The organism is Xylanimonas protaetiae (genome assembly GCF_004135385.1).
Taxonomy (GTDB): Bacteria; Actinomycetota; Actinomycetes; order Actinomycetales; family Cellulomonadaceae; genus Xylanimonas; species Xylanimonas protaetiae.
Genome location: NZ_CP035493.1, coordinates 2030732 through 2055072 on the forward strand (window position 1 = coordinate 2030732; position 24341 = coordinate 2055072).

The window sequence follows — 24341 nt, forward strand, 5'->3', positions numbered from 1 at the left end:
GCCCCACGGAGGACACGCTCGGCTCCCAGCGCGACGTGCCGCTCGTCGAGATCCGCGACGCGCAGACGTTCCCGGCGTCGGGCCAGCTGCGGCTGACCACGGTGTCCGTGGGCGGCGGGCCGGTGGGCGACGTCTTCGCGCTCGACGTGCTCGGCGCGTGGGTGTCCGGGCAGCGTGCGGCCATGCCGGTCGAGGCGGTGTTCCCCGTCGGGATCACGCAGGAGCAGCAGCAGCAGCAGAGCCAGGCGCAGATGATCACGTCGCAGGAGCAGGCGACGGCGGCCGCGCTCAGCGAGCTCGGCTACACCGTTCCGGCGAAGCTCACCGTGGCCGGGATCCCGGACGGGTCGGCGTCGGCCGGGCTCGTCGAGGAGGGCGACGTGCTGCGCACGCTCGACGGCGCGGAGCTGACGACGTACGAGGACCTGCTGAACGGCCTGACGGCGATCACGCCCGGCACCGACACCGTGCTCGGCGTCGACCGCGACGGGAGGCGCGTCGACGTCACGATCACCACCGGCAAGGCCACGACGCCCGACGGCGCCCGGCGGGCCGCTCTCGGCATCCTGGTCCGGTCGGACTACGACTTCCCCGTCGACGTCGAGATCCAGATCGAGAACATCGGCGGGCCGAGCGCCGGGATGATGTTCGCCCTGGCGATCATCGACCGGCTCACCCCGAGGACGAGTTGGCGGGCAAGGTCGTCGCGGGCACCGGCACCATCGACGTCGACGGGCGCGTCGGCCCGATCGGCGGCATCGAGCAGAAGATGCACGGCGCGCTGCGCGACGGCGCGCACTGGTTCCTGGCGCCGTCGACCAACTGCGACGAGGTCGTGGGCCGCGTGCCGCGCGGCCTCCAGGTGGTCAAGGTCTCCACGCTCGCCGAGGCGCGCGACGCCATCACCCGGATCGGGGCGGGCGACGCGGCGGGGCTGCCGACCTGTTCCTGAGCTCCTCCGCCCGGCACGGCTCGCCGAGCGCCCCGTGCTGCCACGGACGCCCGGGTGATGGGAACCTGGGGCGAGCAGGGCGCGTTAGCCCTGACGAGCGTGCGTTCGCACGGTCGCGTCCACCCGAGCGAGGTTCCTGTGTCGTTCGCACCACCCCGTCGTCCCTCCCCGCCCGCACGGCGCCGCCTGTCCCCGCTCGCGATCACGGTCATCGTGCTCGCGGTCGTGGTCGTCGCGGTGCTGCTGCTCGCCCAGTTCTGGACCGAGGTGATGTGGTTCCAGGCGATCGACTTCGGCCGCGTGATCTGGACGCAGTGGATCGCCCGCGGCGTGCTCTTCGCCATCGGGTTCGTCCTCATGGCCGGGGCCCTCTACTGGTCGTTCCAGGCCGCCTACCGGGCGCGGCCGGTCTACGCGCCCTCCACCCCGGAGCAGGCCACGCTCGACCAGTACCGCGAGGCCGTCGAGCCCCTGCGCCGGGTCGTCACGATCGCGGCGCCCGTCGTCGTCGGGTTCTTCGCGGGCGTCGCCGCCGCGGCGCAGTGGAAGACCGTGCTCCTCGCGATGAACTCGGTGCCGTTCGGCACTGTGGACCCGCAGTTCGAGATCGACCAGAGCTTCTACGTCTTCCAGCTGCCCGCCCTGCGGTTCGCGCTGAGCCTGCTCATCGCCGTCGTCATCGTGTCCGGCATCGCCTCGCTCGTCACGCACTACCTGTACGGCGGCCTGCGCGTCGGGCCCGTGCCCGAGGGCACGCCGCGCACCACGCGCGCCGCCCGCATCCAGCTCGCGGTCATCGGCGCGGTGCTCATGGTGCTCATCGCGGCGAACTACTGGTTCGACCGGTACTCGCTGCTCACGTCCGCGGGTGACAAGTTCGACGGCGCCACGTACTCCGACGTCCACGCCGTCATCCCGTCGAAGGCGATCCTCGCCGGCGTCGCCGTGCTCGTCGCGATCGCGTTCGTCATCGCGGCCGTGCGCGGCAACTGGCGGCTCCCCGCCATCGGCGTCGGGCTCATGGTCGTGTCCGCCATCGCCATCGGCGGCATCTACCCCTGGGTGGTGCAGCGCTTCCAGGTGCAGCCCAACGCCCAGGAGCTCGAGACGCCGTTCATCCAGCGCAACATCACCGCCACGCTCACCGCGTTCGGGCTCGACGACGTCGACAAGCAGCAGTACCCCGCGACGACGACGGCGGAGGCCGGCGCGCTGCGCGAGGACGCCGAGACCACGGCGTCGATCCGCCTGCTCGACCCGCAGATCGTCAGCCCGTCGTTCCGCCAGCTCCAGCAGAACAAGCAGTACTACGACTTCCAGGACCACCTCTCGGTGGACCGCTACACGATCGACGGCCAGTCGCGCGACACCGTCATCGCGGTGCGCGAGCTCAACCTCGACGGCCTCGGGCCGAACCAGCGCAACTGGGTCAACGACCACACCGTGTTCACGCACGGCTACGGCGTCGTCGCCGCGTTCGGCAACCAGACCGGGGCCGACGGGCGGCCCGCCTTCTTCGAGGGCGGCATCCCCACGAACGGCGAGCTGACCGACGCGCAGCAGTACGAGCCGCGCATCTACTTCAGCCCCATGACCACGTCGTTCTCGATCGTCGGCGCGCCCGAGGGCACCGACGGCTGGGAGCTCGACTACCAGGCCGACGACGAGCAGGGCGGCGGCCAGGTCAACTACACCTTCCCGACGCAGGAGGTGTCCGGCGGCCCGTCGATCGGCTCGTTCTGGAACAAGCTGCTCTACGCCATCAAGTTCGGCTCGCAGGAGATCCTGTTCTCCGACCGCGTCACGAGCGACTCTCAGGTCCTCTACGACCGGGACCCGCAGCAGCGCGTCGCCAAGGTGGCCCCGTGGCTCACGCTCGACAACCGCGTGTACCCCGCCGTCGTCGACGGCCGCGTCAAGTGGATCGTCGACGCGTACACGACGTCGAACGCCTACCCGTACTCGACGTCGATGCCGATGAGCGAGTCGATCGCCGACTCCATCACGGCCGCGCAGGCGCAGGGCCTGCCGCTGTCGCTGCCGCCGTCGGTCAACTACATCCGCAACTCGGTCAAGGCGACCGTGGACGCCTACTCGGGCGAGGTCACGCTCTACTCGTGGGAGCCGAGCGACCCGATCCTCCAGGCGTGGGAGAAGGTGTTCCCGGGTGCGGTGAAGCCGATGTCCTCGATCTCCGGCGACCTGATGAGCCACCTGCGCTACCCCGAGGACATGTTCAAGGTGCAGCGCGCGCTCCTCCAGCGCTACCACGTGACCGACCCGGCGCAGTTCTTCACCAGCCAGGACCTGTGGCAGAGCCCGCAGGACCCGGTCGGCACCGGCACGAGCACCGGCGTGGCCACACGACGCCCGCTCCAGCCGCCGTACTTCCTCACCCTGCAGATGCCGGGGCAGGAGGCGCCGGCGTTCTCGCTCACCTCCCTGTTCATCCCGGGCGGCAACAGCGACCGCGAGATCCTCACGGGCTTCCTCGCCGTCGACGCGGAGGCGGGGTCGCAGGACGGCGTGAGATCGCCCGACTACGGCAAGCTGCGGCTGCTCGCGATGCCACGCGACAACACTGTGCCCGGCCCGGGCCAGGTGCAGAACAACTTCAACACCAACACCACGATCTCCCAGCAGCTCAACGTGCTCGAGATCGGGTCGTCGGTGATCAAGCGCGGCAACCAGCTCACGCTGCCCGTCGGCGGCGGCCTGCTCTACGTCCAGCCCGTCTACGTGCAGTCCGCGAGCGGCACGCAGTTCCCGCTGCTGCGCAAGGTGCTCGTGTCGTTCGGCGACTCCATCGGGTTCGCCGACACGCTCGACGCCGCGCTCGACCAGGTGTTCGGCGGCGACTCCGGTGCCAGCGCCGGCGACGCCGGCGACGGCGGGGCCCCGCCCACCGCTCCGCCGACGACGCCCACGACGCCGCCGACGGCTGGTTCGGACGAGGCGCGTGCGCAGCTCAACCAGGCGCTCCAGGACGCGAACAAGGCGCTCCAGGACGGTCAGGCCGCCCTGTCCACCGGCGACTTCGCCGCGTACGGCGAGGCCCAGCAGCGCCTCCAGGAAGCGCTCCAGCGGGCGATCGACGCGGACGCCACGCTGGGGGAGTGACCGGACCCGCTGTGGTGTGACCTCCGTCGCAAACACCCGGATCCCCCGGGAACGGATTTGGCCGTTCCCGGGGAGGGGGTAATGTTCAGGGAGTCGACGCGGGGTGGAGCAGCTCGGTAGCTCGCTGGGCTCATAACCCAGAGGTCGCAGGTTCAAATCCTGTCCCCGCTACCACGGAAAGACCCCCTGATCAGCAGAAATGCCGGTCAGGGGGTCTTTTGCTTTGCCCGGATCCGGTGTCGGCCGGTGCGCGCCGATGGGACGGGCTTGCCTTGCGGCAGGGGTGGCAACCGGAATGGCTGGTGTCGCCATGCTCTGTGCGGGACCGCCGGACCACCCGACCGCCGAGGAGAGCTCCGTGGGGTTCAAGGACGCTCGCAAGGAGCGCGGCCTGTACCAGGCCGAGGTCCTGCGTGCCGAGCGGGTCACGCCGCACATGATGCGGGTGACCGTCGGGGGCGACGACGTCGCCCGGCTGCCGCAGCACGGCTTCGACCAGTGGTTCCGGCTCTTCCTGCCGACGGCCGGGGCGGGCACGGACTTCGAGGCGCTGCCCGAGCAGTTCGGCATGGTCGGGTACCTCAAGTACCTCGCGGCACGGTCGGGCACGCGGCCGGAGGTCCGCAGCTACACGGTGCGCGAGCACCGACCCGCCGCCGGCGAGCTCGACATCGACTTCGTGGTCCACGGCGAGCAGGGTGTCGCGGGGCCGTGGGCACGCCGGGCGCGGGCGGGCGAGCGGGTCGCGCTCATCGACCAGGGCCGCGGTTTCGAGCCGATGGCGGGCGCGCCGCGCTACGTCCTGGTCGGCGACGAGTCCGCCCTCCCGGCGATCCTCGGGATCCTGCGCGACCTGCCCCGCGACGCCCGCGGCGTCGCGATCGTCGAGATCCCGGGGGACGACGACGTCCAGCAGGCCGACGGGCCTGACGGGATCGAGGTGCGCTGGCTGCCTCGCGGCTCCTCCGGCGGGCGGCCCGGCGCGCTCGCCCTCGCGGCCCTGCGCGAGGTGGTCCTCGACCAGCCCGCGACGGTCTCGGCCTACCTGGCCGGGGAGCAGTCGATCCCCGCGGAGGGGCGGCGGCACCTCGTCGCCGCCGGGGTGCCCAAGGCGCAGATCACGTTCGTCGGCTACTGGCGCCAGGGCAAGGCGCAGTCCTAGGCCCGAGAGGGGACAACCGTGTCACTCACCACCGCACTGCACGGCGACGACCTGGTGCTCGGCTACCAGCGCACCACGGTCGTGCATGGCGTCGCCGTGCACCTGGCCGCGGGCCGTGTGACGGCCCTGGTCGGCCCGAACGGGTCGGGCAAGTCGACCGTGCTGCGCTCGCTCGCCCGGCTGCACCCGCTGGAGCAGGGCAGCATCCGTGTGGACGCCGTCGACGTCGCAGCGCTCTCCGCGCGCGAGTTCGCCCGGCGCGTCACGCTGCTGGCCCAGTCCCGGCCGCACCCGTCCGGGCTCGAGGTCCGCGACGTCGTCGCCTTCGGGCGCCACCCGCACCGGCGCAGGTTCGCCCCGCTGACCGAGACGGACCGCGCGGCGATCGACCGGGCCATGGGGATCACCGGCGTCGCGGCGATGGCGCGGCGCGGCGTCGACCGGCTCTCCGGCGGTGAGCTCCAGCGCGTCTGGCTGGCCACGTGCCTCGCACAGGAGACCGGCGTGGTGCTGCTCGACGAGCCGACCAACCACCTCGACCTGCGCTACCAGGTCGAGACGCTCGACCTCGTGCGCGACCTCGCGGAGGAGCACGGCACCGCCGTCGGCGTCGTCCTGCACGACCTGGACCACGCCGCGTCCGTCGCCGACGACGTCGTCCTGCTGCACCAGGGCCGCGTGCTCGCCGCCGGGCCGCCCGCCGACGTGCTCACGAGCGAGCACCTGTCGCACGCCTACGGCCTCGCGATCGACGTCACCACCGACCCCGGCACGGGCCGGGTCCGCGTCCACCCGCGCGGCCGCCACCACGGCCGCACCCGCTGAGCCGCCGCACTCCGCGGATCCACCGACACCCGGAACCGCGAGACCCTGCGGAACCACGAACCCTGCGGGCGCCTCGGCGCCCGTCTCGCCGCCGCGACCGCGGCGGACCCCGCCACGACACCACGTCACGACATCTGAGGAACCCATGTCCCTGCGCACGACCGCGTCCCTGGTGGGCGCCGCCCTCCTGCTGCCCCTCGCCCTGACCGCCTGCGGCACCACCGATCCCGGCCCGGCCGCGGCGGCTCCCGCGGCCGAGACGTCCGGCGACTGCGCCGGCGTCACCACGTCGACCGGGCCCGTCTCGCTGACCGACTCGTTCGGCCGCACCGTCGAGCTCGACAAGCCCGCCGAGCGGGTCGCCGTGCTCGAGTGGCAGCAGGTCGAGGACGTCCTCACGCTCTGCCTCAGCCCGGTCGCCGTGGCCGACGTCGCGGGGTACACCACCTGGGACGACGCCGAGCGACTGCCTGACGGCGTGGCCGACGTCGGCACGCGCGGGGAGCCGAACCTCGACGCCCTGTACGCGACCGACCCCGACCTCGTCATCGTCGAGGCGTACACGGCGCAGGACGAGATCATCTCCACGCTCGAGGCCTACGACGTGCCGGTGCTGGCCACGAAGGGCGCCGACGCGGCCGACCCGGTCGCGACCATGGTCGACACGTTCGACCTGATCGCCCAGGCGACGGGCCGCACCGAGCGCGCCCAGGCCGTCGTCGAGGAGTTCGAGCAGCACCTCGCCGACGCCACCGCTCAGATCGCGGCGGCCCAGCCGGAGCACACCGACTTCGTCTACTTCGACGGCTGGGTCGACGGCGGCAACGTGGCGCTGCGCCCGTTCGGCCAGGGGTCGCTCGTCGGCGAGCTGGGCGAGGCGCTCGGCCTGACCAACGCGTGGACCGGTGAGGTCGACCCCGCCTACGGCCTGGGGCAGTCGGACATCGAGGGCATGACCGCCGTCGGCGACGCGACCCTGCTGTACACCGGCACCAAGGACGCGGACGGCGACTGGACCGCCGAGCTGCTCAAGAACCCCGTGTGGGCCGGCCTGCCCGCCGTCGCCGACGCCCGCAGCCACGCGTTCCCGGAGCACCTCTGGACGTTCGGCGGGCCCCGCTCCGCCGAGAAGATCGTCGACGCGTACGTCGGCATCTTCGCGAAGTGACGCGATGACCGCCACGACGTCGCCGTCGGCCGTCGCGGCGCCGGACGGCGGCCCGGTGTCGCGTCCGGCGACCTGGGTCACGGGCGGCGCGACCCTGGTCGCCCTCGCCGCCGCCGTGCTCGTCGTCGGCGCCTGGCACCTCACGCAGGGCACGTCGGGCGTCGGGGCCACGGACCTGCTGGGGCTGGTGACCGGGCGGGACGACGGCGGCGCGGCGGTCCGCGACATCCTCGTCGGCTCACGCCTGCCGCGCCTCGCGGCGGGCGTGGCCGTCGGGTTCGCGCTCGGCGTGGCCGGCACGCTCCTGCAGTCGGTCGCGCGCAACCCCCTGGCCTCGCCGGACACGCTCGCGGTCACGGCGGGCTCGTACCTCGCGGTCGTGGCCGTGGCCGCCTTCGGCGTCGCCGTGCCGTGGGTGGCGTCGGGGGTCGTCGCCTTCGTGGGCGGCCTCGCGGCCGCGGCCCTCGTGCTGGGGCTCGCCGGGGGAGCCGGCTCGTCCAGCACGCGCCTCGTGCTCGCCGGGTCCGCCGTCGCGCTCGCGTTGCAGGCCGCGGCGTCGGCCCTCCTGATCCTGTTCCAGACGGAGACGACGGGGCTCTTCGCGTGGGGCAGCGGCTCGCTGAGCCAGCTCAACCTCACGGCGTCCTGGCGGGCGCTGCCCGTCGTCGTCCTCGCCACGGCGGGTGGCCTGCTGCTCGCGCGGCGCCTCGACGTGCTCGGTCTCGGCGACGACACCGCGGGGGCGCTGGGCGTCCCCGTGCGCTCGACGCGCGCCGCCGCCGTCCTGCTGGCGGTCCTGCTGACTGCGGCGGCGGTCACGCTCGCCGGCCCGCTGGGCTTCGTGGGGCTCGCGGCACCCGTGGTCGCACGGCTGCTCGCGCGCGTCGTCCCGGCACTGCACCGGCACGCCCTCCAGATCCCGGCCGCCGGGCTGCTCGGGCGCCCTCGTCGTGCTGCTGGCCGACGCGCTCGTGCGCGCCCTGCTCGGCGCCGAGGCGGCACTGCAGGTGCCCACCGGGGTCGCGACGACGCTCGCCGGCGCCTTGGTCATGGTCGTCCTCGCGCGGCGCCTGCGCGACGCCGGACCCACCCGGCGCCCGCCCGCCGCGGACGCCGGGCCGCGCAGCTCGCGGCGCTTCGTCGTCGTGCTGGCCGTGTGCGCGGCCCTGACGGTGGCCGTGGTGCTCCTCGGGCTGCTCGGCGGCGCCACCTGGCTGCGCACGGGAGACATCGCCCTGTGGCTCCAGGGCGAGGGACCGGCCGTCGTCCGGTTCGCCCTCGACGAGCGTGCGCCACGCGTCCTGGCGGCCGTGGTCGCCGGTGCGGCGCTCGCCCTGGCGGGCACGATGGTGCAGGCCACGGCCCGCAACCCGCTCGCCGAGCCGGGCATCCTCGGCATCACGGGCGGTGCGGGACTGGGCGCCGTCGTCGTGGTGACCGCCGTCGCCGGCGCCGCCTGGGGCAACGGCGTCGCGGCGAGCACCGGGACCATGCTGGTCGCCGCGGTGATCGGCGGGCTGCTGGCCTTCGGGGCCGTCTACCTGCTCGCCTGGCGCGGCGGCCTGCACGCCGACCGGCTCGTGCTCGTCGGCATCGGCCTCGGCTACCTGACCACCGCGCTGACGACCTTCCTCCTGCTGGGCTCGGACCCGTGGAACACGCCGCGCATCTACACGTGGCTGTCCGGCACGACGTACGGCCGCGACCTCCCGGAGGTGCTCCCCGTCCTGCTCCTGCTCGTCCTGGCGATGCCGCTCGCCGTCGTCGTCCGGCGGGAGCTGGACCTGCTCGCGCTCGACGACGACACGCCGCGGCTGGTGGGCGTCGGGCTCGAGCGCACCCGGCTGCTCGTGCTCGCGGTGGCGGCGGCGCTCGCGGCCACCAGCGTCACCGCGGTGGGCGTGGTCGGTTTCGTCGGCCTGGTCGCCCCGCACGCGGCGCGGGCCCTGGTCGGCGGTCGGCACGGGCGGGTGCTGCCGGTCGCGATGCTGCTGGGGGCCGTTCTCCTCGGGCTGTCCGACGTCGTCGGACGCACCGTGATCGCGCCGGCCCAGCTCCCGGTCGGGCTCGTGGTGGCGCTGCTCGGGGCGCCGTACTTCGTGTGGCTCCTGGCCCGGTCGCGCGCCTGAGCGTGACCGGCATCGGTGCCGTCTGAGCCGGATGTGAGAGCAGGCCGTGCGGGCGGAGCGCCTGGTGCGGCGCCTCGTGGCTGAGGAGGACGGGCGCATGCGGGGGACGGGCCTCAGAACTCCGGCGGCCTCGGCGCGATCGTCAGCCGGATGATGCGCCGGCCCTCGATCTCGGTGACGGTGAGCTCGTGGTCGTCGACCTCGACGCGGTCGCCCACCTGGGCGAGGCGCCCCAGCCGGTGGATCACGTACCCGGCCGCCGTCTCGTAGGGACCGTCGGCCAGGGGCAGGCCCGTGATCTCGGCGAACTCCTCGATCGTGATGCGCGCGTCGACCACGCGCACCCCGCCCGCCTCGCCGAGCAGCGCCGGCTCGGGGACGTCGTACTCGTCGCGGATCTCGCCCACGAGCTCCTCGACCATGTCCTCCAGCGTCACGATGCCGTCCGTGCCGCCGTACTCGTCCACGACGATCGCGATGTGCGCCCCCTGGGCCCGCAACGACGACAGCGAGGGCAGCAGGCGGTTGGTCACCGGCAGGAACGGGATCGGGCGGGCGAGGTCGGCGACCGTGCGGCCGTCGTCGTGCACCCCGAGCAGGTCGCGCACGTGCAGGAAGCCGACGACGTCGTCGAACCCCTCACCCGTGACGGGGTAGCGCGAGTACGGGCTCGCCGCGACGATCTCGGCGGCCGCGGGCAGCGGCAGGTGCCCGGCGAGGAAGGTGACCTCGCCGCGCGGTCGCATCACCTCGCCCAGGGTGCGCTCCCCAGCCGCGAAGACGTCGTCGAGGATGCGGCGCTCGTCCTCCGCAAGGTCCTGGTGCCCCGCGACCAGGTCGCGCAGCTCCTCGCCCGAGATCTCCTCCGTCGTCGCGTGCGGGTCGCCGCCCAGCAGGCGCACGACGGCGTCGGTCGACGCCGACAGCAGCCACACGACCGGGCGCATCAGCGCGGCGAACCGGTCCAGCGGCGGCCCCACCGCGAGCGAGACCGCCTGGGCGCGCTGGAGGGCGAGGCGCTTGGGCACCAGCTCGCCCAGCACCAGCGACAGGTACGCGATGACCAGCGTCAGGACGACGAGCGACAGCGGCTGCGCGACCCGCTCGCTCAGGCCGAGGCCCGTCAGCGCGGGCACGAAGTCCGGCGCGAGCGTCGACGCGCCGTAGGCGGCCGAGAAGAACCCCGCCACCGTGACGCCGATCTGCACCGCCGCCAGGAAGCGGTTCGGGTTGCGGGCCACCGCTGCGACGCGAGCGCCACGGCGTCCCTGCTGCTCCAGGCGGCTGAGCTGGGACTGCCGCAGCGACACGAGCGCCAGCTCGGTCCCGGCGAACACGCCGCCGATGAGGACGAACAGCAGCACGAGCGCTGCGTTGAGCACGGTTCCCTGGTCCATCAGACCCACCCCCTCCCGTCACGAGCGCCGCGCGGGGGCGCGGCGGCGGGCAAGGGGTGGCCGGGACTCCAGGGATCATCCATACGTCAAGTACAGGTTTCCGTGGTGGTCGCGTCAAACGAGCGACGACGCGGTGACGCGGCACGGGGCCGATCCGGTCAGCGGATCGGCCCCGTGCCGCTGTGTCGGCGTGCGTCAGGCGTGGGCCCAGGTCACGGTGCGACGAGGCCCTGGGTCAGCGCGTCGAGGTTGCTGCGCATGAGGGAGATGAAGTCCTCGCCCGCGGCGGCGTTCTCCACCGTCAGGCCCTCCAGGGTGTCGAGCACCGCGGCGTTGACGCCCAGGTCGCTCGCGAGGGTCTGCACCACGCGAGGGCTGACCAGGGTCTCGTAGAAGATCGTGCCCACGTTGTGCTCGCGCACGACGTCGCCGATCTCGCGCATGCGCGCCGGCGACGGCTCGATGCTGTGGTCCAGGCCGGTGATGCCGATCTGGCGGATGCCGTACCGCTCCGCCAGGTACCCGAACGCGGTGTGGTTCGTCACGAGCTTCGCGCCCGCGAACGGGGCCAGCGCCTCCGCGATCTCCGCGTCGAGCTCCGCGAGCTCCCGCTCGAGAGCCGCGGCGTTGTCGTGGAAGACCGCCGCGTTGTCGGGGTCGGCCTCCGCGAGCGCGTCCGCCACCGGGCCCGCGACCTGCGCCAGGCGGATCGGGTCGAGCCAGAAGTGCGGGTCGTAGCCGCCGATGTCGTGCGCGTGGCCGTGGTCGTGGCCGTGGTCGTCCGAAGCGTGGTCGTGCGAGTGCGCGTGGTCCTCGGTCGCGTGCTCGTGGTCGTGCGAGTGCGCGTGGTCATCGCTGTGCTCGTGGTCGGCGTCGTCGCCGTGGTCGTGCGAGTGGTCGTGCGTCGGGTCGGTGCAGACGCCGTCCTCGTGCGTGTGGCCGCCGGTCAGGCTGGCGGGCAGCAGATCGACGATCTCGGCCGCGTCGACGACGCGGGCGGGCTGCTGCGCCTCGACGGCGGCGTCGACCGCGTGCATGAACCCGCCGAGCGTGACGACGACGTCCGCGTTGCCGACGTCGCGGACGCGGGCGAGCGAGAGCTCGAGGTGGTGCGGGTCGGCGGCGGGCGGCGTCAGGTTGTCGACGTCGGCCAGGTCGCCGGCCACGCGCTCGGCGACGAACTGCAGCGGGTAGAACGAGGTGACCACCTGGAGGCGGGCGTCGTCGGCGTCCGCGGCGGGCGCGGAGCCGGACGTGGTCGCGAGGGCGGTGGCGACGAGGGCGACGGGAAGGGCGGCGGCTGCGACGAGGAAGCGGCGACGTCTGAACATGAGAACGATTCTCGATTGCAATGAGAATCATCCTCACCAACCGTCGCCGGTTGCCCGACGTCCTGGCGCGTCGCACGCCCCCGCCGTGGCCGCCGCCGCGACGAGCGCCAGGAGCAGCGCCGTGGGCGCGAGCCCCGCCGCGCCAAGCCAGCCCGCGAGCGGGTACGTGACGAGCCAGCACAGGTGCGACAGCGAGAACTCGGCGGCGAACACCGCGCCGCGTCGGCGTCGGGCACCTCGAACGTCCGCGAGTACCTGCACCCGCAGGTCGAGGAGATCGCCGACACCCTGCCCACCGCGCTCGGCCGCCGGGTGGCCGGGTCGGCCTGGTTCGGCAAGGCCGTCGCCCGCTGCGGCCGCGGTCGCTGCGCTTCGGGCGGGAGCAGGCGGCCATCGACTCCTGGCTCGACCAGGCGCTCACCACGGCGACCGTCGACTACGACCTCGCCTGCGAGATCGTCGAGTGCCAGCGCGTGCTCAAGGGGTACGGAGCGACACACCACCACGGCAAGGAGAGCTTCGCGATCCTGCTGGAGGAGGCCGCCGCCCTCGCAGGCCAGGCCGATGCCGCCGCGACCCTCGCCCGCCTGCGCGACGCCGCGCTCGCCGACGAGGACGGCGTCGCGCTGCGGCAGGCACGCGCGGAGCTGGTGACCGAGGACGCGCTCGTGCGCTGAGCCGCGCCGGTGTCAGGTCACGTACGGCCAGCGTTCGACGTCAGATGCCCGCGGCGGTCCCGCCGGTGTCAGGGGAGCCACGAGGGCGGCCCGGTCACGCCCGCCGCCTCGCGGGGCGGCACGACGACGGTGCCGAGGCTGTCGAGCGTGACGGTGAGGTCCGCGCCGTCGTCGGCGCCCTCCGGGACGGCGACGGCGGACGTCGTCGGCCCGAGGTCGGCCGTGCAGGCCGCGTCGGCCGGGAGGGGGACGAACGTGACGGTGACGCCGTCGGCGTCACCGGTCGCGGCGGCCGCGAGCGTGGGGCACGACGACGAGCCCCACGTGACCACGTACAGCACGCCCGCCTGGGCCGACCAGACGACGCCGGCGCGCGCGGCCGGGCCGGGGCCGGGCGGGCCGAGGGCCGCAGGCAGGCCCCGCTGCGAGTCGCCGGGAGCCAGCCCGCCCGCCGGCGCGGGCGTGCCCGGCGGGCCGCCCAGCGGCGTGCCCAGCGCCGCGGCCGTGGCCTCGGAGAGCGTGACGGGCGGGAGGCCCGAGCGGTCGAGCGGCACGGCGACGCCGTCGACCACGGGCATGAGGCCCTGCGTGGTGTTGACCGGGAAGAACGCGCCGTCGCGGGGGCCGGAGAGCAGCATGACGAACTCGCCTCCCACGTCGAACGTGTCGCCGTAGGGCGTGTCGCACAGGACCATGACGTGCACCGTGACGTCGCCGGCGGCCTGGTCGGCGGCCGGTCCCACGGCCTTGCGCGCGGCCAGCGTGACCACCCAGTGGTCGGCTTCCTCGGACACGGCCGTGATGGTGCCGACGGCGATGGCGTCGGCGGCCGCCTCGAGCTCGGCGCTCGTCGGGTAGAAGGCCTCGTCGACCGCGACGCACGGCGGTTCGCCGGTGAGCCCGGGGCCGCCCGCGGGCGCGCCCGCGCACCCGGCCAGCAGCAGCAGCGGGACGAGGGCGGCAGCGGCGCGGGCTCGCGAGACCATCGTGGCTCCTCGGTCGGGGTCGTCACCCTGACTGTGTGGCGAGGCGGGAGGGTCTTGCAGCGCCCGTCAGAGCCAGGCGACCGCCAGCAGGCCCGCGAGCGTCGCGCCGATCGCCGGCCCGACGACGGGGACCCACGCGTAGCCCCAGTCGCTGCCGCGCTTGCCGGGGATCGGCAGCACGGCGTGCGCGATGCGGGGGCCGAGGTCGCGCGCCGGGTTGATGGCGTAGCCGGTGGGGCCGCCCAGGCCCGCGCCGATGGCGACGACGACGAGCGCCACGGCGAGCGGCCCGATCTCGGCGGGCGTGCGGTCCTGGAACAGGACCCACGTGACCAGCACGAACGTGCCGATGACCTCGGTGACCAGGTTCCACGGGTAGCTGCGCAGCGCGGGGCCGGTGGCGAAGACGTCGAGCTTCACGCGGCCCTCGGTGGGCAGGTCGAAGTGCTTCTTGAACGCGAGCCACGCCAGGGTGGCGCCCGCGACCGCGCCGACGAGCTGGCCCGCGACGTACACGAGCGCCGCCCCGGCGCTCGGCGCGATCGTGCCGGCGTCGGTGGTGACGAACGGGTGGCCCGCCACCAGCATGCCGAGCGTGACGGCCGGGTTCAGGTGCGCCCCGGACCGAAAGGCGACGTACACGGCCGTGAACACCGCCAGGCCCCAGCCGAGGCTCGTGAGCACCCAGTCGTCGCCGTGGCCCTTGGTGCGGGGCAGGGCGATGTTCGCGTTGACGGCGATGCCCACGAGCAGCAGCACGCCGGTGCCCAGCACCTCGGACCAGAACGCGTCGACGAGCACGGGGAGCCACCTCAGCAGTCGGGGGAGTGATCGGTCGGCGCCGGCGGCGCCCCGGAGAGTCTGCCAGGCCGGGCAGCCGCCCGGACGCGGCAGGCCGCCGCGACCGCGACGTCAGACGTCGACCGGCTGGCCCGCGAGCTTGCCCCGGAGCTCGATCGCGAGCTGCGACGCGTCGAGGTTGACGAGCGCGTCCTCGAGCACGTCGGCGTCGAAGGTGCCGTGGTCGCGCGCGTCCAGCAGGGCGGCGCGCTGCGCGTCGAGCACGGCCAGCCGGTGCGCCCGCGAGGCCGCGAAGGCCTCGGGCGAGCGGTCTCCGGCGCCGGTCGCGGGCGCGGGGACGCCCAGCGCGCTCTCCTTGAGGAGGTCGAGGATCCGCGCGCGCTCGGCGTCGTCCTGCGTGGCCGCCCCGGGGTCGACGGGCGGGGCGATGCGCCGCAGCAGCGGCCCGATCGTGCCGCCCTGCAGAAGCAGCGAGAGCATCGCTACGCTGAACGCGACGAGGACGAGCAGCGCGCGGTGCGGCGTGTCCGGCGGCAGGGTCTGCGCGGCCGCGACCGTGACGGCGCCGCGCATGCCCGCCCACACCACGGCGGTGCCCTCGCGCCATCCCAGCGGCTGCCGCCGGAAGTAGTCGATGTCGGCGAGCGTCTGCGTGACCCGCCGCGTGAACTGCTCGACGCGCCGCTGCGATCCGCGGGTCTTGGTCAGGGCGTGCTCCTGCCCCTCGGGCGTGGCGAGCTGGGCCTGGAGGCCCTGCATGCGCTCCTGCAGGAGCGCCCCGCGCCGCGCCCGGCGCGACAGCGACCGCAGCAGCGGGGCCACGTACGCGGCCCGCACCAGGATCGTCAGCACGAGCGCCGCGACGGCCAGCAGCACGGCCGTGCCGACGCCGTCGTGCTCCTGCCCGACGGCGGTGACGACCTCCCTGACCTGCAGGCCCATGGTCAGGAACACGAGGCCCTCGAGCACGAGCTCGACCGTGCGCCAGTTCTCGGCGTCGGAGAGGCGGTTGCGCGGCGAGAGCAGGCGCGGCGCCCGGATGCCCGTGACCAGGCCGGCGACGACGGCGGCCACGAGCCCGCTGCCGCCGAGCAGCGTGGCGGGCACGGACGCGACGAAGGGCACGGCGAACGAGATGACCGTGTTGACGGCCGAGTCGGTGACCTTCTTGCGCACCAGGAGGTTCGCCACCCCGACGGCCCCGCCGACGACGACGGCCACGACCACCGACCACGCGAACGTGCCCACGGCGCCCCAGAAGGAGAACGCCGCGGCCGTCGCGACGATCGTGGTGCGCAGCAGCACGAGGGCGGTCGCGTCGTTGAGCAGGCTCTCGCCGTCGAGCATCGCGACGACGCGCTTGGACACCGTCGTCTGCTTGACGATCGACGTCGCCACCGCATCCGTGGGACTGATGATGGCGCCCAGCGCGACGCCCCAGGCGAGGCCGAGGCCCGGGATCGCGACGAGGAAGAACAGGCCCAGCACGAGCGAGCTCGCCACGACGAGCACCACCGACAGGCCGCTGATGGCCCCGAACTCGCGGCGGAAGTTCATGGCCGGCATCGACACCGCCGACGAGTAGAGCAGCGGGGGCAGCACGCCCTGGAGGATCCACTCGGGGTCGATGTGCAGGTCCCCGAACATCGGCAGCAGGCTCGCGCCCACGCCGATCAGCACGAGGACGAGCGGCGAGGCGAGGCCCAGGCGCGGGCCGGCGACGGTGGCCGCGGCGATGACGACGAGCGTGGCCACGGCGAGCACGAGCAGTTCGGTCACCCGCCCAGTCTCCCGGGTCGAGCGACCTCGCGCGGGACGACGGGGCGCGGGGCCGTGTCATCCCGCGCTGTCGCGGGACGCCGCCTCAGCCGTCCCCGGGCTGCTGCTCGGGGGAGGCCTCCGCCGCGGGCGGGTCCTGCGACGGCGTCTGCTGCGGAGGCGTCCCGCACGCCGTCCCGTGGTCGGCGCGGTACGTCCACGTGTGCGTCTCGTCGATGACGAGCGTGCTGCCGCGGAACACGCGGCGCGTGTTCGAGACCCGGAACCCGTCCGAGCCCGCGGCGCGCGGCGTGCAGCCCGGGGCCGACGACCAGTTCGTCACGGCGGGCACCACGTTCGTGCGGGCGCTCTGCGTCGTCTCGACGCGGAAGTGCTCGGTGCTCCACACCTGCACCGTGAGCTGCCCGTTCGCGACGAACGCGTGCAGCACCGCGCCGTGCGGGGTGTTGTTGCGGAACCGCAGGTCGATCGACCCGGTGAAGATGGTCGCCTCGCGCCCGGCGGGGTAGCGGGGGATCCACACGGAGTGCGGCCGGTGCTCGACGATCTCGAACCCGGCGAAGAACGCGGCGTTGAACACGTTCGTCGCGAGCTGCGACAGCCCGCCGCCGACGCCGGGGACGAACTGCCCGCCCACGATGACGGGGGCGTTGCCGAACCCGGCGGCCGTGGTGATCGGGCCGAGGGTGTCGAGCAGCGAGAACGTCTCGCCGGGGCGCACCAGGGTTCCGGTGATGCGCTGGGCCCCGACCCGGATGTTGTCGGTCCGGACGCGGTCGTTCGTCAGGCCCGTCGAGAAGCGGGCCACGACCTCGTTCACGCCGAGCGCATCGAGCGACTCCCGCGTCACCGCGGGGGCGGCCTGCACGACGTCGACGTGCGCGGTCCGGTCCTCGCCGAGCGCGGCGGCCCGCACGGCCTCGACCAGCGCGTCGCGGTCGAGCGTGGTGCCGTGGCTGCCGCCCGTGATCCGGGGGCGGCCGTCGGCCACCTCGAACCGCGCGTTCACGGGCGCGTCGAGCAGGTCGATGCGCTCGCCGACGGCGGCGTGCAGGGCCTCGCCGTCGAACGACGGTGCGAGCGCGCCGTCGACCAGCTCGAACGCCGTCGCGGCCGCGAGCGCGGGCCCGGGCAGCTCGGGGCGCGCGTCCCCGACGGCGACGACGACGGGGGCGGAGACGATCTGGTGGGCCGTCGCGTAGGCGGCGTCGACGAGCTCCTGCGTGACGGCGGGCGCGACGGGCTCGTGCGGCAGCTCGAGCGGGGAGCCGGCGGTCAGCCAGCCCGTCGCGAGGGTGCTCCCGACGGCGTCGGGGTCGAGGCGGGCGCCGTCCTCGGCGGGCGTGGCCACGGGGATGCCGTCGGCGAAGCCGACCGCGCCGTCGACGGGGTCGAGCGAGAGCTCCTCGGCCACCTGGGCGGCCGCGGCGTCGAGCAGGGGGCGGTCGACCGTGATCGTCGGGGCGACGTCGTCGCCGCCGCGCAGGTGCGTCCACAGGCGCTGCGGGTGCAGGGAGAACCCGGTGAGGGCGTCGACGGTGGCGTGGGTGTCGACGGCGAGCCCGGCGGCCACGGGGTCCACCTCGGCGGACGCGGCGCCGGCCGTCACGGCGACGGGTGCGGCAAGCCGCGGGGCGAGGCCCGCGTCGAGCGCCGCGACGGCCTCGGCGTGCCGCAGCCCGCCGACGTCGACGCCGGCGACGGTGGTGCCGGCGGGGACCTGGTCGGTGAGGTGCCACTGCGCGGCGCCGTAGGCGCCCGCGAGCGCGACGCCGCCGACGGCGCTCCACAGGATGATGCGGCGCTTGCGGGGAAGGGGGTGGCCCATCGGAACGCTCCGTCCGGGATCGGGTGGAGTGGCTGGGGAACCACGTGCGCGGCCGGGTGCCGGTGCGCTCGGTCAGCAGCCTACGGACCGCGACCGGGACGCCGGGGCCTCCTGCGCCTGCCTGCCCGCTGTCGCGGCGCGTGCCGTGCGTGTGCCCCGCGCTACGAGCTCGACGCCCGCACGACGAGCCGCGGCTGGAACATCACGTGCTCGGGCTCGCCGCCGCGGATCACGAGGTCGGCGGCGGTGGTGCCGAGGTCGTGCGTGGGCTGGCGCACCGACGTCAGCGGCGTGAAGAGCTCCGCGGCGAAGGTCACGTCGTCGTACCCGACGACGGCGACCTGCTCGGGCACCGTGACGCCCGCGGCGCGCAGCCGGCGCATCGCGCCGAGGGCCACGAGGTCGTTGACGCAGAAGAGCGCGGACGGCAGCCGGTCGCCGGCGAGGAGCTCGGACACCGCGCGCTCGCCGCCCTCGGCGTCGAGGCGCGCGGTCACCTCGACGAGCGCCTCGGCCGGGTCGAGGCCGGCCGCGACGATCGCGGCAACGACGCCGGCGTGCCGGTCGGCGCACTGCCGGATCGTGTGCGGGCCGTTGACGAACGCGATGCGCCCGTGCCCCTGCGCCAGCAGGTGGGCGGCGGCGAGCGTGCCCCCGGCGACGTCGTCGACGGCGACGGACGACAGCTCGGGGACCGGCGACGTGCGGTCGAGCAGCACGACGCGCACGCCGCGCTCCTGGAGCGCGACGAGGTGCTCGACGTCGTCGGTCGCCGGGACGACGGCGACGCCGCGCACGCCGTGCTGCTCGAAGAGCCGCAGCAGGCGTGACTCGCGGTCGTGGTCCTCGTCGGAGCTCGCCACCATGAGCGTCCAGCCGTCGTCGGTGAGGCGCTCCTCGAGGCCGCGGGCGACGTCGGTGAAGAACGGGTTGGTCAGGTCGAGCACGATCGTGCCCACGGTGGTGGCGGACCCGACGCGCAGCTGCCGGGCGGAGCCGTTGGGCACGAAGCTCAGCTCGTCGATGGCGGCCGCGACGCGCTCGCGGGTGGCGACGGCGACGACGTCGGGGCGGTTGAGGACGTTCGAGACGGTGCCGACGGAGACCCCGGCGAGGTGCGCGACGTCGGCGATGGAGGCGCGTCGTCGCGCCGCCGGGAGGGTCATCCGGGCTCCTTCGTGCGGGTGCGGGCCGCCGGGAGGGGCCGCGTCTGCATCGTTTCATGGTCCCGCCCGGGCGACCTTGCCGGGCGCCGCGCGAGGGTGTTACGTTCAGGGTGCTTGAAACGATTCATGTCCGTCAAGCAGCACCGTCGAGGATGACGAAGGGACCGCACACCGTGCGACGAGTGATGTTCCAGTTCCGTGTGGCGCCCGAGCGCCTCGCCGACTACGCCGCGGCGCACGCCGCGGTGTGGCCCGACATGCTGCGTGCCCTGCACGAGACCGGCTGGCGGAACTACTCGATCTTCACCAGCCCCGACGGCGCCGTCGTCGGCTACCTGGAGACCGACGACCTCGCCGCCGCCCAGGCCGGCATGGCCGGGCGCGAGGTCAACGCGCGCTGGCAGGCCGCCATGGCACCCTTCTTCGACGGTGCCGGCCCGGACGAGCAGATGGTCCGGCTGACGGAGATCTTCCACCTCGAGACGCAGCTCGCTGCGGCCTCCGACGACGCAGAGCGAGGCGCCCGATGACCACCTTCGACGAGATCGTGCCGGTCCTCGACCGGCTGGCGATCGAGGTCCCCTCCTGGGCGTACGGCAACTCCGGCACGCGCTTCAAGGTGTTCGCCACCCCGGGCACACCGCGCACCCCCGAGGAGAAGATCGCCGACGCCGCCACCGTGCACCGGCTCACCGGCCTGGCCCCCACCGTCGCGCTGCACATCCCGTGGGACAAGGTCGACGACTACGCCGCCCTCGGCGCCTACGCGGCCGACCAGGGCGTCGCGCTCGGCACCGTCAACTCGAACACGTTCCAGGACGACGTCTACAAGCTCGGCTCCCTGACCCACCGCGACCCCGCCGTGCGGCGGCAGGCGGTTGACCACCACCTCGAGTGCATCGAGATCATGGACAAGACGGGCTCGCGCGACCTGAAGATCTGGCTCGCCGACGGCTCCAACTACCCCGGCCAGGCCGACATCCGCCTGCGGCAGGACCTGCTCCACGAGGCGCTCACGGAGATCTACGCCCACCTCGGCGAGAGCCAGCGTCTGGTGCTCGAGTACAAGTTCTTCGAGCCGGCGTTCTACCACACCGACGTCCCGGACTGGGGCACGTCGTACGCGCACGTGGCCGCCCTCGGCGAGAAGGCGTACGTCTGCCTCGACACGGGCCACCACGCCCCGGGCACCAACATCGAGTTCATCGTGGCCCAGCTGCTGCGCCTCGGGAAGCTCGGCTCGTTCGACTTCAACTCCCGCTTCTACGCCGACGACGACCTCATCGTCGGCGCCGCCGACCCGTTCCAGCTCTTCCGCATCCTCGCCGAGGTGGTGCGCGGCGGCGGGCTCGACGAGGGCTCGCCCGTCGCGCTCATGCTCGACCAGTGCCACAACATCGAGGACAAGATCCCCGGCCAGATCCGCTCGGTGCTCAACGTCCAGGAGACCGTCGCCAAGGTGCTCCTGCTCGACCGCGACGCCCTGACCGCCGCCCAGGAGGCGGGCGACGTGCTCGGCGCGCACCAGGTCGTCATGGACGCCTTCTGGACCGACGTCCGGCCGGCGCTCGCGGCCTACCGCGAGACGAAGGGCCTGCCCGCCGACCCGATGGCCGCCTACGCCGCCTCCGGCTACCAGCAGCGCATCGCCGCCGAGCGCGTCGGCGGCACCCAGGCGTCCTGGGGCGCCTGACCCATCCCGACCCACCCCTCTCGGAGCGAAGACGCCATGACCCACCCCGCCGTCGCCGACCTCGTCGCCCGGTCCAACCGGCTCGGAGCCGACCCGCGCACCACCAACTACGCCGGCGGCAACACGTCCGCCAAGGGCACCGACACCGACCCCGTCACGGGCGAGCCCGTCGAGCTCGTCTGGGTCAAGGGCTCCGGCGGCGACCTCGGCACGCTCACCGAGAAGGGCCTGGCCGTGCTGCGCCTGGACCGCCTGCGCTCGCTCGTCGGCGTCTACCCGGGCGTCGAGCGCGAGGACGAGATGGTGGCCGCGTTCGACCACTGCCTGTTCGGCAAGGGCGGCGCGGCGCCCTCGATCGACACGGCCATGCACGGCCTGGTCGACGCCGCCCACGTCGACCATCTGCACCCCGACGCCGGCATCGCGATCGCGACGGCCGCCGACGGCGAGGCCCTCACCAAGGAGATCTTCGGCGACAAGGTGGTCTGGGTGCCCTGGCGCCGCCCTGGCTTCCAGCTCGGGCTCGACATCGCCGCCGTCAAGGAGGCCAACCCGCAGGCCGTCGGCACCGTGCTGGGTGGCCACGGGATCACCGCGTGGGGCGACACGTCCGACGAGGCCGAGGCCGCGTCGCAGTGGATCATCGCCACCGCGCAGGCCCACATCGACGAGCACGGCCGGCCCGAGCCCTTCGGCCCCGCGCTGCCCGGGTACGCGGCGCTCCCCGCGGACGAGCGCCGTGCCAAGGCCGCGGCCCTGGCGCCGCACCTGCGCGCGGTCGCCTCGGCCGACCACCCGCAGGTCGGCCACTACACCGATGCCGACGTGGTCCTGGAGTTCCTCGCCGCGGCCCGGCACCCGGAGCTCGCGGCGCTCGGCACGAGCTGCCCCGACCACTTCCTGCGCACCAAGGTCAAGCCCCTCGTCGTCGACCTCCCGGCCACGGCGTCGGTCGAGGAGATCGTCGGGCGGCTGCCCGAGCTGCACGACGCGTACCGCGCCGACTACACCGCCTACTACGAGCGCGGGGCCGCCGAGGCGCGCGCCCGCGGCGAGGAGCCGCCCGCGATGCGCGGCGCCGACCCCGCGATCGTGCTCGTGCCCGGCGTCGGCATGTTCTCCTACGGCGCCGACAAGCAGACCGCGCGCGTCGCCGGCGAGTTCTACGTCAACGCCGTCAACGTCATGCGCGGCGCCGAGGCGCTGTCCACGTACGCGCCCATCGACGAGTCCGAGAAGTTCCGCATCGAGTACTGGGCGCTCGAGGAGGCCAAGCTCCAGCGTCGCCCGAAGCCCAAGCCGCTCGCCACGCGCATCGCGTTCGTCACGGGCGCCGCGTCCGGCATCGGCAAGGCCATCGCGACGCGGCTCGCGGCCGAGGGCGCGTGCGTCGTCGTCGCGGACCTCGACGCCGCCACGGCGCAGGCGGTCGCCGCGGAGATCGGGGGCACGGACGTCGCGATCGGCGTCGCCGCGAACGTCGCAGACGAGGCCGCCGTCCGGGCCGCGCTCGCCGACACCGTGCTCGCGTTCGGCGGCGTCGACATCGTCGTCAACAACGCGGGCCTGTCGCTGTCCAAGTCGCTCTTCGAGACCACCGAGGCCGACTGGGACCTCCAGCACGACGTCATGGCCAAGGGCTCGTTCCTCGTCTCGAAGAACTTCGCCCGGGCCCTCGTGGACCAGAAGCTCGGCGGCGACATCATCTACATCTCGTCGAAGAACTCCGTGTTCGCGGGCCCGAACAACATCGCCTACTCGGCCACCAAGGCCGACCAGGCGCACCAGGTGCGCCTGCTCGCCGCCGAGCTCGGCGCGTACGGGATCAAGGTCAACGGCATCAACCCCGACGGCGTCGTGCGCGGGTCGGGCATCTTCGCCAGCGGCTGGGGCGCCAACCGTGCCGCGGTCTACGGCGTCGCCGAGGAGAACCTGGGCGAGTTCTACGCGCAGCGCACCCTGCTCAAGCGCGAGGTGCTCCCGGAGCACATCGCGAACGCCGCGTTCGCGCTGTGCACGAGCGACTTCTCGCACACGACGGGCCTGCACGTGCCCGTCGACGCGGGGGTGGCGGCGGCGTTCCTGCGCTAGGCGCCCGCTCGCTCCCCGACCTCCTGCGCGGGGTCGCAGGGCCCGGCACCGCGGCGCCGGACCCTGCGACCCCACGCGGCACGGCCCGTGGCGGGGCGCGCGCCGCGGCAAGCGCTCTCCCGGATAGGATCCCCGGCATGTCGCGCCCCAGGCTCCAGGACGTCGCCGAGCGTGCCGGCGTCTCGCTCGCGACGGCGTCGCGCGTGCTCAACGGCTCCGCGCGGCAGCCCGGCCCCGACCTCGTCGCGCGCGTCCGCACGGCCGCCGACGCCCTCGGCTACGTCGTCAACGCGCAGGCGCAGGCGCTCGCGCGGTCCCGGACGGGGCTGCTGGGCCTCGTCGTGCAGGACATCTCCGACCCGTACTTCTCCTCGATCGCGCTCGGGGCGCAGGTCGCCGCGCGCGAGCACGGCCTCCAGCTCCTGCTCGCGTCCACCGACCGCGACCCGGCCGTCGAGCTCGAGGCCGTCGCCGCGTTCGTCGCGCACCGCGCGGACGCCGTCGTCGTCGTCGGCACGCGGCGCGGCGCCGCGGACTCCGGGCTCGACGACGCCCTGGCCCGCTACGTCGCCTCGGGCGGCAGCGCGGTGCTGGTCGGGCAGCCGCTCGGCGACGTGCGGGCGGTGCGGCCCCCGAACGCCGTCGGTGCTGCGTCGCTCGCGAGCGAGCTCGTCGGCCTGGGGCTGCGCCGCTTCGTCGTGCTGGGCCGCTGGGAGCAGTGGGCGACGCCGCGCGAGCGCGTGTCGGCGTTCGCGCAGACCGTCGAGGCGGCCGGAGGGAGCGTCGACGTCGTCCCCGTCTCCGCGTTCTCGCGCGACGGCGGGTACGGCGCGGCCGGCGCCGTCGCGGGGCTCGTGCAGGCGTCGGCGGAGCGGCTGTGCGTCTTCGGCGTCGCCGACGTCATGGCCATCGGCCTCATCGCGGGCCTGCGCGAGCGCGGCGTCGCGGTGCCCGACGACGTCCTGGTCGCCGGGTTCGACGACATCCCGACGCTGCGCGACCACGTGCCGGCGCTGACGACGGTGCGCGTGCCGCTCGAGGAGATGGGCCGTCGCGCCGTGCTCACGGCGGTCGCCGAGCTCGACGGCGAGGACCACCGGCACCTGGACGCCCCGCTCGAGGCGCAGGTCGTGCTGCGCGAGTCGACCGCCGCGCGCTGACCCCGCCCCCGCTGCGCCCGCCGGATGAGGCAGAGCAAGCGATTTCCATGAAGTCCGAAACGTGGCATTGTAACGA

At 74.2% G+C, this 24341-nt stretch carries 18 protein-coding genes, 1 tRNA gene and 1 pseudogene; 12 read left to right on the forward strand and 8 right to left on the reverse strand.

All coding sequences use genetic code 11. From position 1 onward, the window contains the following. The first annotated feature begins 157 nt into the window (after window positions 1–157). From ET471_RS09380 to ET471_RS19125, 7 genes and pseudogenes are all read left to right on the forward strand, one after another. Window positions 158–952, forward strand: coding sequence for a S16 family serine protease (locus tag ET471_RS09380; protein ID WP_242496529.1), 795 nt, complete (start codon window positions 158–160; stop codon window positions 950–952). Window positions 953–1090: 138 nt separating this feature from the next. Further along, window positions 1091–4072 carry a UPF0182 family membrane protein gene (locus tag ET471_RS09385; RefSeq protein WP_129187749.1) on the forward strand — a complete coding sequence of 994 codons (2982 nt, stop codon included), beginning with the start codon at window positions 1091–1093 and terminating at the stop codon, window positions 4070–4072. Between the two features lie 97 nt (window positions 4073–4169). After that, a tRNA-Met gene (locus tag ET471_RS09390) sits at window positions 4170–4246 on the forward strand. A 184-nt stretch (window positions 4247–4430) separates the two neighbouring features. Then, on the forward strand, window positions 4431–5234 hold the full coding sequence (locus tag ET471_RS09395) for a siderophore-interacting protein (protein ID WP_129187751.1): 804 nt from the start codon (window positions 4431–4433) through the stop codon (window positions 5232–5234). 18 nt (window positions 5235–5252) lie between these two features. Then, a complete protein-coding gene (locus ET471_RS09400) occupies window positions 5253–6059 on the forward strand; it encodes an ABC transporter ATP-binding protein (RefSeq protein ID WP_129187753.1) in 807 nt (268 codons plus the stop codon). Window positions 6060–6204: 145 nt separating this feature from the next. Further along, a complete protein-coding gene (locus ET471_RS09405) occupies window positions 6205–7227 on the forward strand; it encodes an iron-siderophore ABC transporter substrate-binding protein (RefSeq protein ID WP_129187755.1) in 1023 nt (340 codons plus the stop codon). A gap of 4 nt (window positions 7228–7231) precedes the next feature. Further along, a pseudogene (locus tag ET471_RS19125) lies at window positions 7232–9356 on the forward strand (iron ABC transporter permease). A gap of 113 nt (window positions 9357–9469) precedes the next feature. Here the strand turns inward: ET471_RS19125 and ET471_RS09415 are convergent. From ET471_RS09415 to ET471_RS09425, 3 genes are all read right to left on the reverse strand, one after another. Beyond that, entirely contained in the window at window positions 9470–10753 is a 1284-nt protein-coding gene (locus tag ET471_RS09415) for a hemolysin family protein (RefSeq protein ID WP_129187757.1), read from the reverse strand. A 212-nt stretch (window positions 10754–10965) separates the two neighbouring features. Beyond that, on the reverse strand, window positions 10966–12084 hold the full coding sequence (locus ET471_RS09420; RefSeq protein WP_129187759.1) for a metal ABC transporter solute-binding protein, Zn/Mn family: 1119 nt from the start codon (window positions 12082–12084) through the stop codon (window positions 10966–10968). 33 nt (window positions 12085–12117) lie between these two features. Further along, window positions 12118–12297: a hypothetical protein gene (locus tag ET471_RS09425; RefSeq protein WP_165350330.1), complete on the reverse strand. Its 180-nt coding sequence runs from the start codon at window positions 12295–12297 to the stop codon at window positions 12118–12120. A 179-nt stretch (window positions 12298–12476) separates the two neighbouring features. On the opposite strand from ET471_RS09425, the gene ET471_RS18200 reads away from it, so the two are divergent. Further along, the gene (locus tag ET471_RS18200) at window positions 12477–12761 is read left to right on the forward strand and encodes a hypothetical protein (protein WP_342586101.1); all 285 of its coding nucleotides are present in this window, start codon (window positions 12477–12479) and stop codon (window positions 12759–12761) included. Window positions 12762–12829: 68 nt separating this feature from the next. Here the strand turns inward: ET471_RS18200 and ET471_RS09435 are convergent, their stop codons facing one another. From ET471_RS09435 to ET471_RS09455, 5 genes are all read right to left on the reverse strand, one after another. Next, window positions 12830–13747: a hypothetical protein gene (locus ET471_RS09435; RefSeq protein ID WP_129187763.1), complete on the reverse strand. Its 918-nt coding sequence runs from the start codon at window positions 13745–13747 to the stop codon at window positions 12830–12832. A 66-nt stretch (window positions 13748–13813) separates the two neighbouring features. Continuing rightward, on the reverse strand, window positions 13814–14548 hold the full coding sequence (locus tag ET471_RS09440) for an MIP/aquaporin family protein (RefSeq protein WP_129187765.1): 735 nt from the start codon (window positions 14546–14548) through the stop codon (window positions 13814–13816). Window positions 14549–14659: 111 nt separating this feature from the next. Then, window positions 14660–16327 carry a cation:proton antiporter gene (locus ET471_RS09445; protein WP_129187767.1) on the reverse strand — a complete coding sequence of 556 codons (1668 nt, stop codon included), beginning with the start codon at window positions 16325–16327 and terminating at the stop codon, window positions 14660–14662. An 85-nt stretch (window positions 16328–16412) separates the two neighbouring features. After that, window positions 16413–18155 (reverse strand): VanW family protein, encoded by a 1743-nt coding sequence (locus ET471_RS09450; protein ID WP_129187769.1) that lies wholly within the window; start codon window positions 18153–18155, stop codon window positions 16413–16415. Window positions 18156–18316: 161 nt separating this feature from the next. Further along, window positions 18317–19321, reverse strand: a complete 1005-nt coding sequence (locus ET471_RS09455) for a LacI family DNA-binding transcriptional regulator (RefSeq protein WP_129187771.1) — start codon at window positions 19319–19321, stop codon at window positions 18317–18319. Window positions 19322–19473: 152 nt separating this feature from the next. On the opposite strand from ET471_RS09455, the gene ET471_RS09460 reads away from it, so the two are divergent. From ET471_RS09460 to ET471_RS09475, 4 genes are all read left to right on the forward strand, one after another. Beyond that, window positions 19474–19851: an L-rhamnose mutarotase gene (locus ET471_RS09460; RefSeq protein WP_165350463.1), complete on the forward strand. Its 378-nt coding sequence runs from the start codon at window positions 19474–19476 to the stop codon at window positions 19849–19851. After that, complete coding sequence (gene rhaI, locus ET471_RS09465) at window positions 19848–21014, forward strand: L-rhamnose isomerase (RefSeq protein ID WP_129187773.1); 1167 nt, start codon at window positions 19848–19850, stop codon at window positions 21012–21014. The genes ET471_RS09460 and rhaI overlap by 4 nt, the downstream gene beginning before the upstream one ends. A gap of 36 nt (window positions 21015–21050) precedes the next feature. After that, window positions 21051–23105 carry a bifunctional aldolase/short-chain dehydrogenase gene (locus tag ET471_RS09470; RefSeq protein ID WP_129187775.1) on the forward strand — a complete coding sequence of 685 codons (2055 nt, stop codon included), beginning with the start codon at window positions 21051–21053 and terminating at the stop codon, window positions 23103–23105. A 137-nt stretch (window positions 23106–23242) separates the two neighbouring features. Further along, window positions 23243–24265 carry a LacI family DNA-binding transcriptional regulator gene (locus tag ET471_RS09475; RefSeq protein ID WP_129187777.1) on the forward strand — a complete coding sequence of 341 codons (1023 nt, stop codon included), beginning with the start codon at window positions 23243–23245 and terminating at the stop codon, window positions 24263–24265. Window positions 24266–24341 lie beyond the last annotated feature (76 nt).

Coding starts and splice junctions, on each gene's coding strand:
- ET471_RS09460 (WP_165350463.1), top strand. CDS start 19,474: ATGACGAAGGGACCGCACACCGTGCGACGAGTGATGTTCCAGTTCCGT.
- rhaI (WP_129187773.1), top strand. CDS start 19,848: ATGACCACCTTCGACGAGATCGTGCCGGTCCTCGACCGGCTGGCGATC.
- ET471_RS09405 (WP_129187755.1), top strand. CDS start 6,205: ATGTCCCTGCGCACGACCGCGTCCCTGGTGGGCGCCGCCCTCCTGCTG.
- ET471_RS09435 (WP_129187763.1), bottom strand. CDS start 13,747: ATGGTCTCGCGAGCCCGCGCCGCTGCCGCCCTCGTCCCGCTGCTGCTG.
- ET471_RS09475 (WP_129187777.1), top strand. CDS start 23,243: ATGTCGCGCCCCAGGCTCCAGGACGTCGCCGAGCGTGCCGGCGTCTCG.
- ET471_RS09415 (WP_129187757.1), bottom strand. CDS start 10,753: ATGGACCAGGGAACCGTGCTCAACGCAGCGCTCGTGCTGCTGTTCGTC.
- ET471_RS09450 (WP_129187769.1), bottom strand. CDS start 18,155: ATGGGCCACCCCCTTCCCCGCAAGCGCCGCATCATCCTGTGGAGCGCC.
- ET471_RS09470 (WP_129187775.1), top strand. CDS start 21,051: ATGACCCACCCCGCCGTCGCCGACCTCGTCGCCCGGTCCAACCGGCTC.
- ET471_RS09420 (WP_129187759.1), bottom strand. CDS start 12,084: ATGTTCAGACGTCGCCGCTTCCTCGTCGCAGCCGCCGCCCTTCCCGTC.
- ET471_RS09455 (WP_129187771.1), bottom strand. CDS start 19,321: ATGACCCTCCCGGCGGCGCGACGACGCGCCTCCATCGCCGACGTCGCG.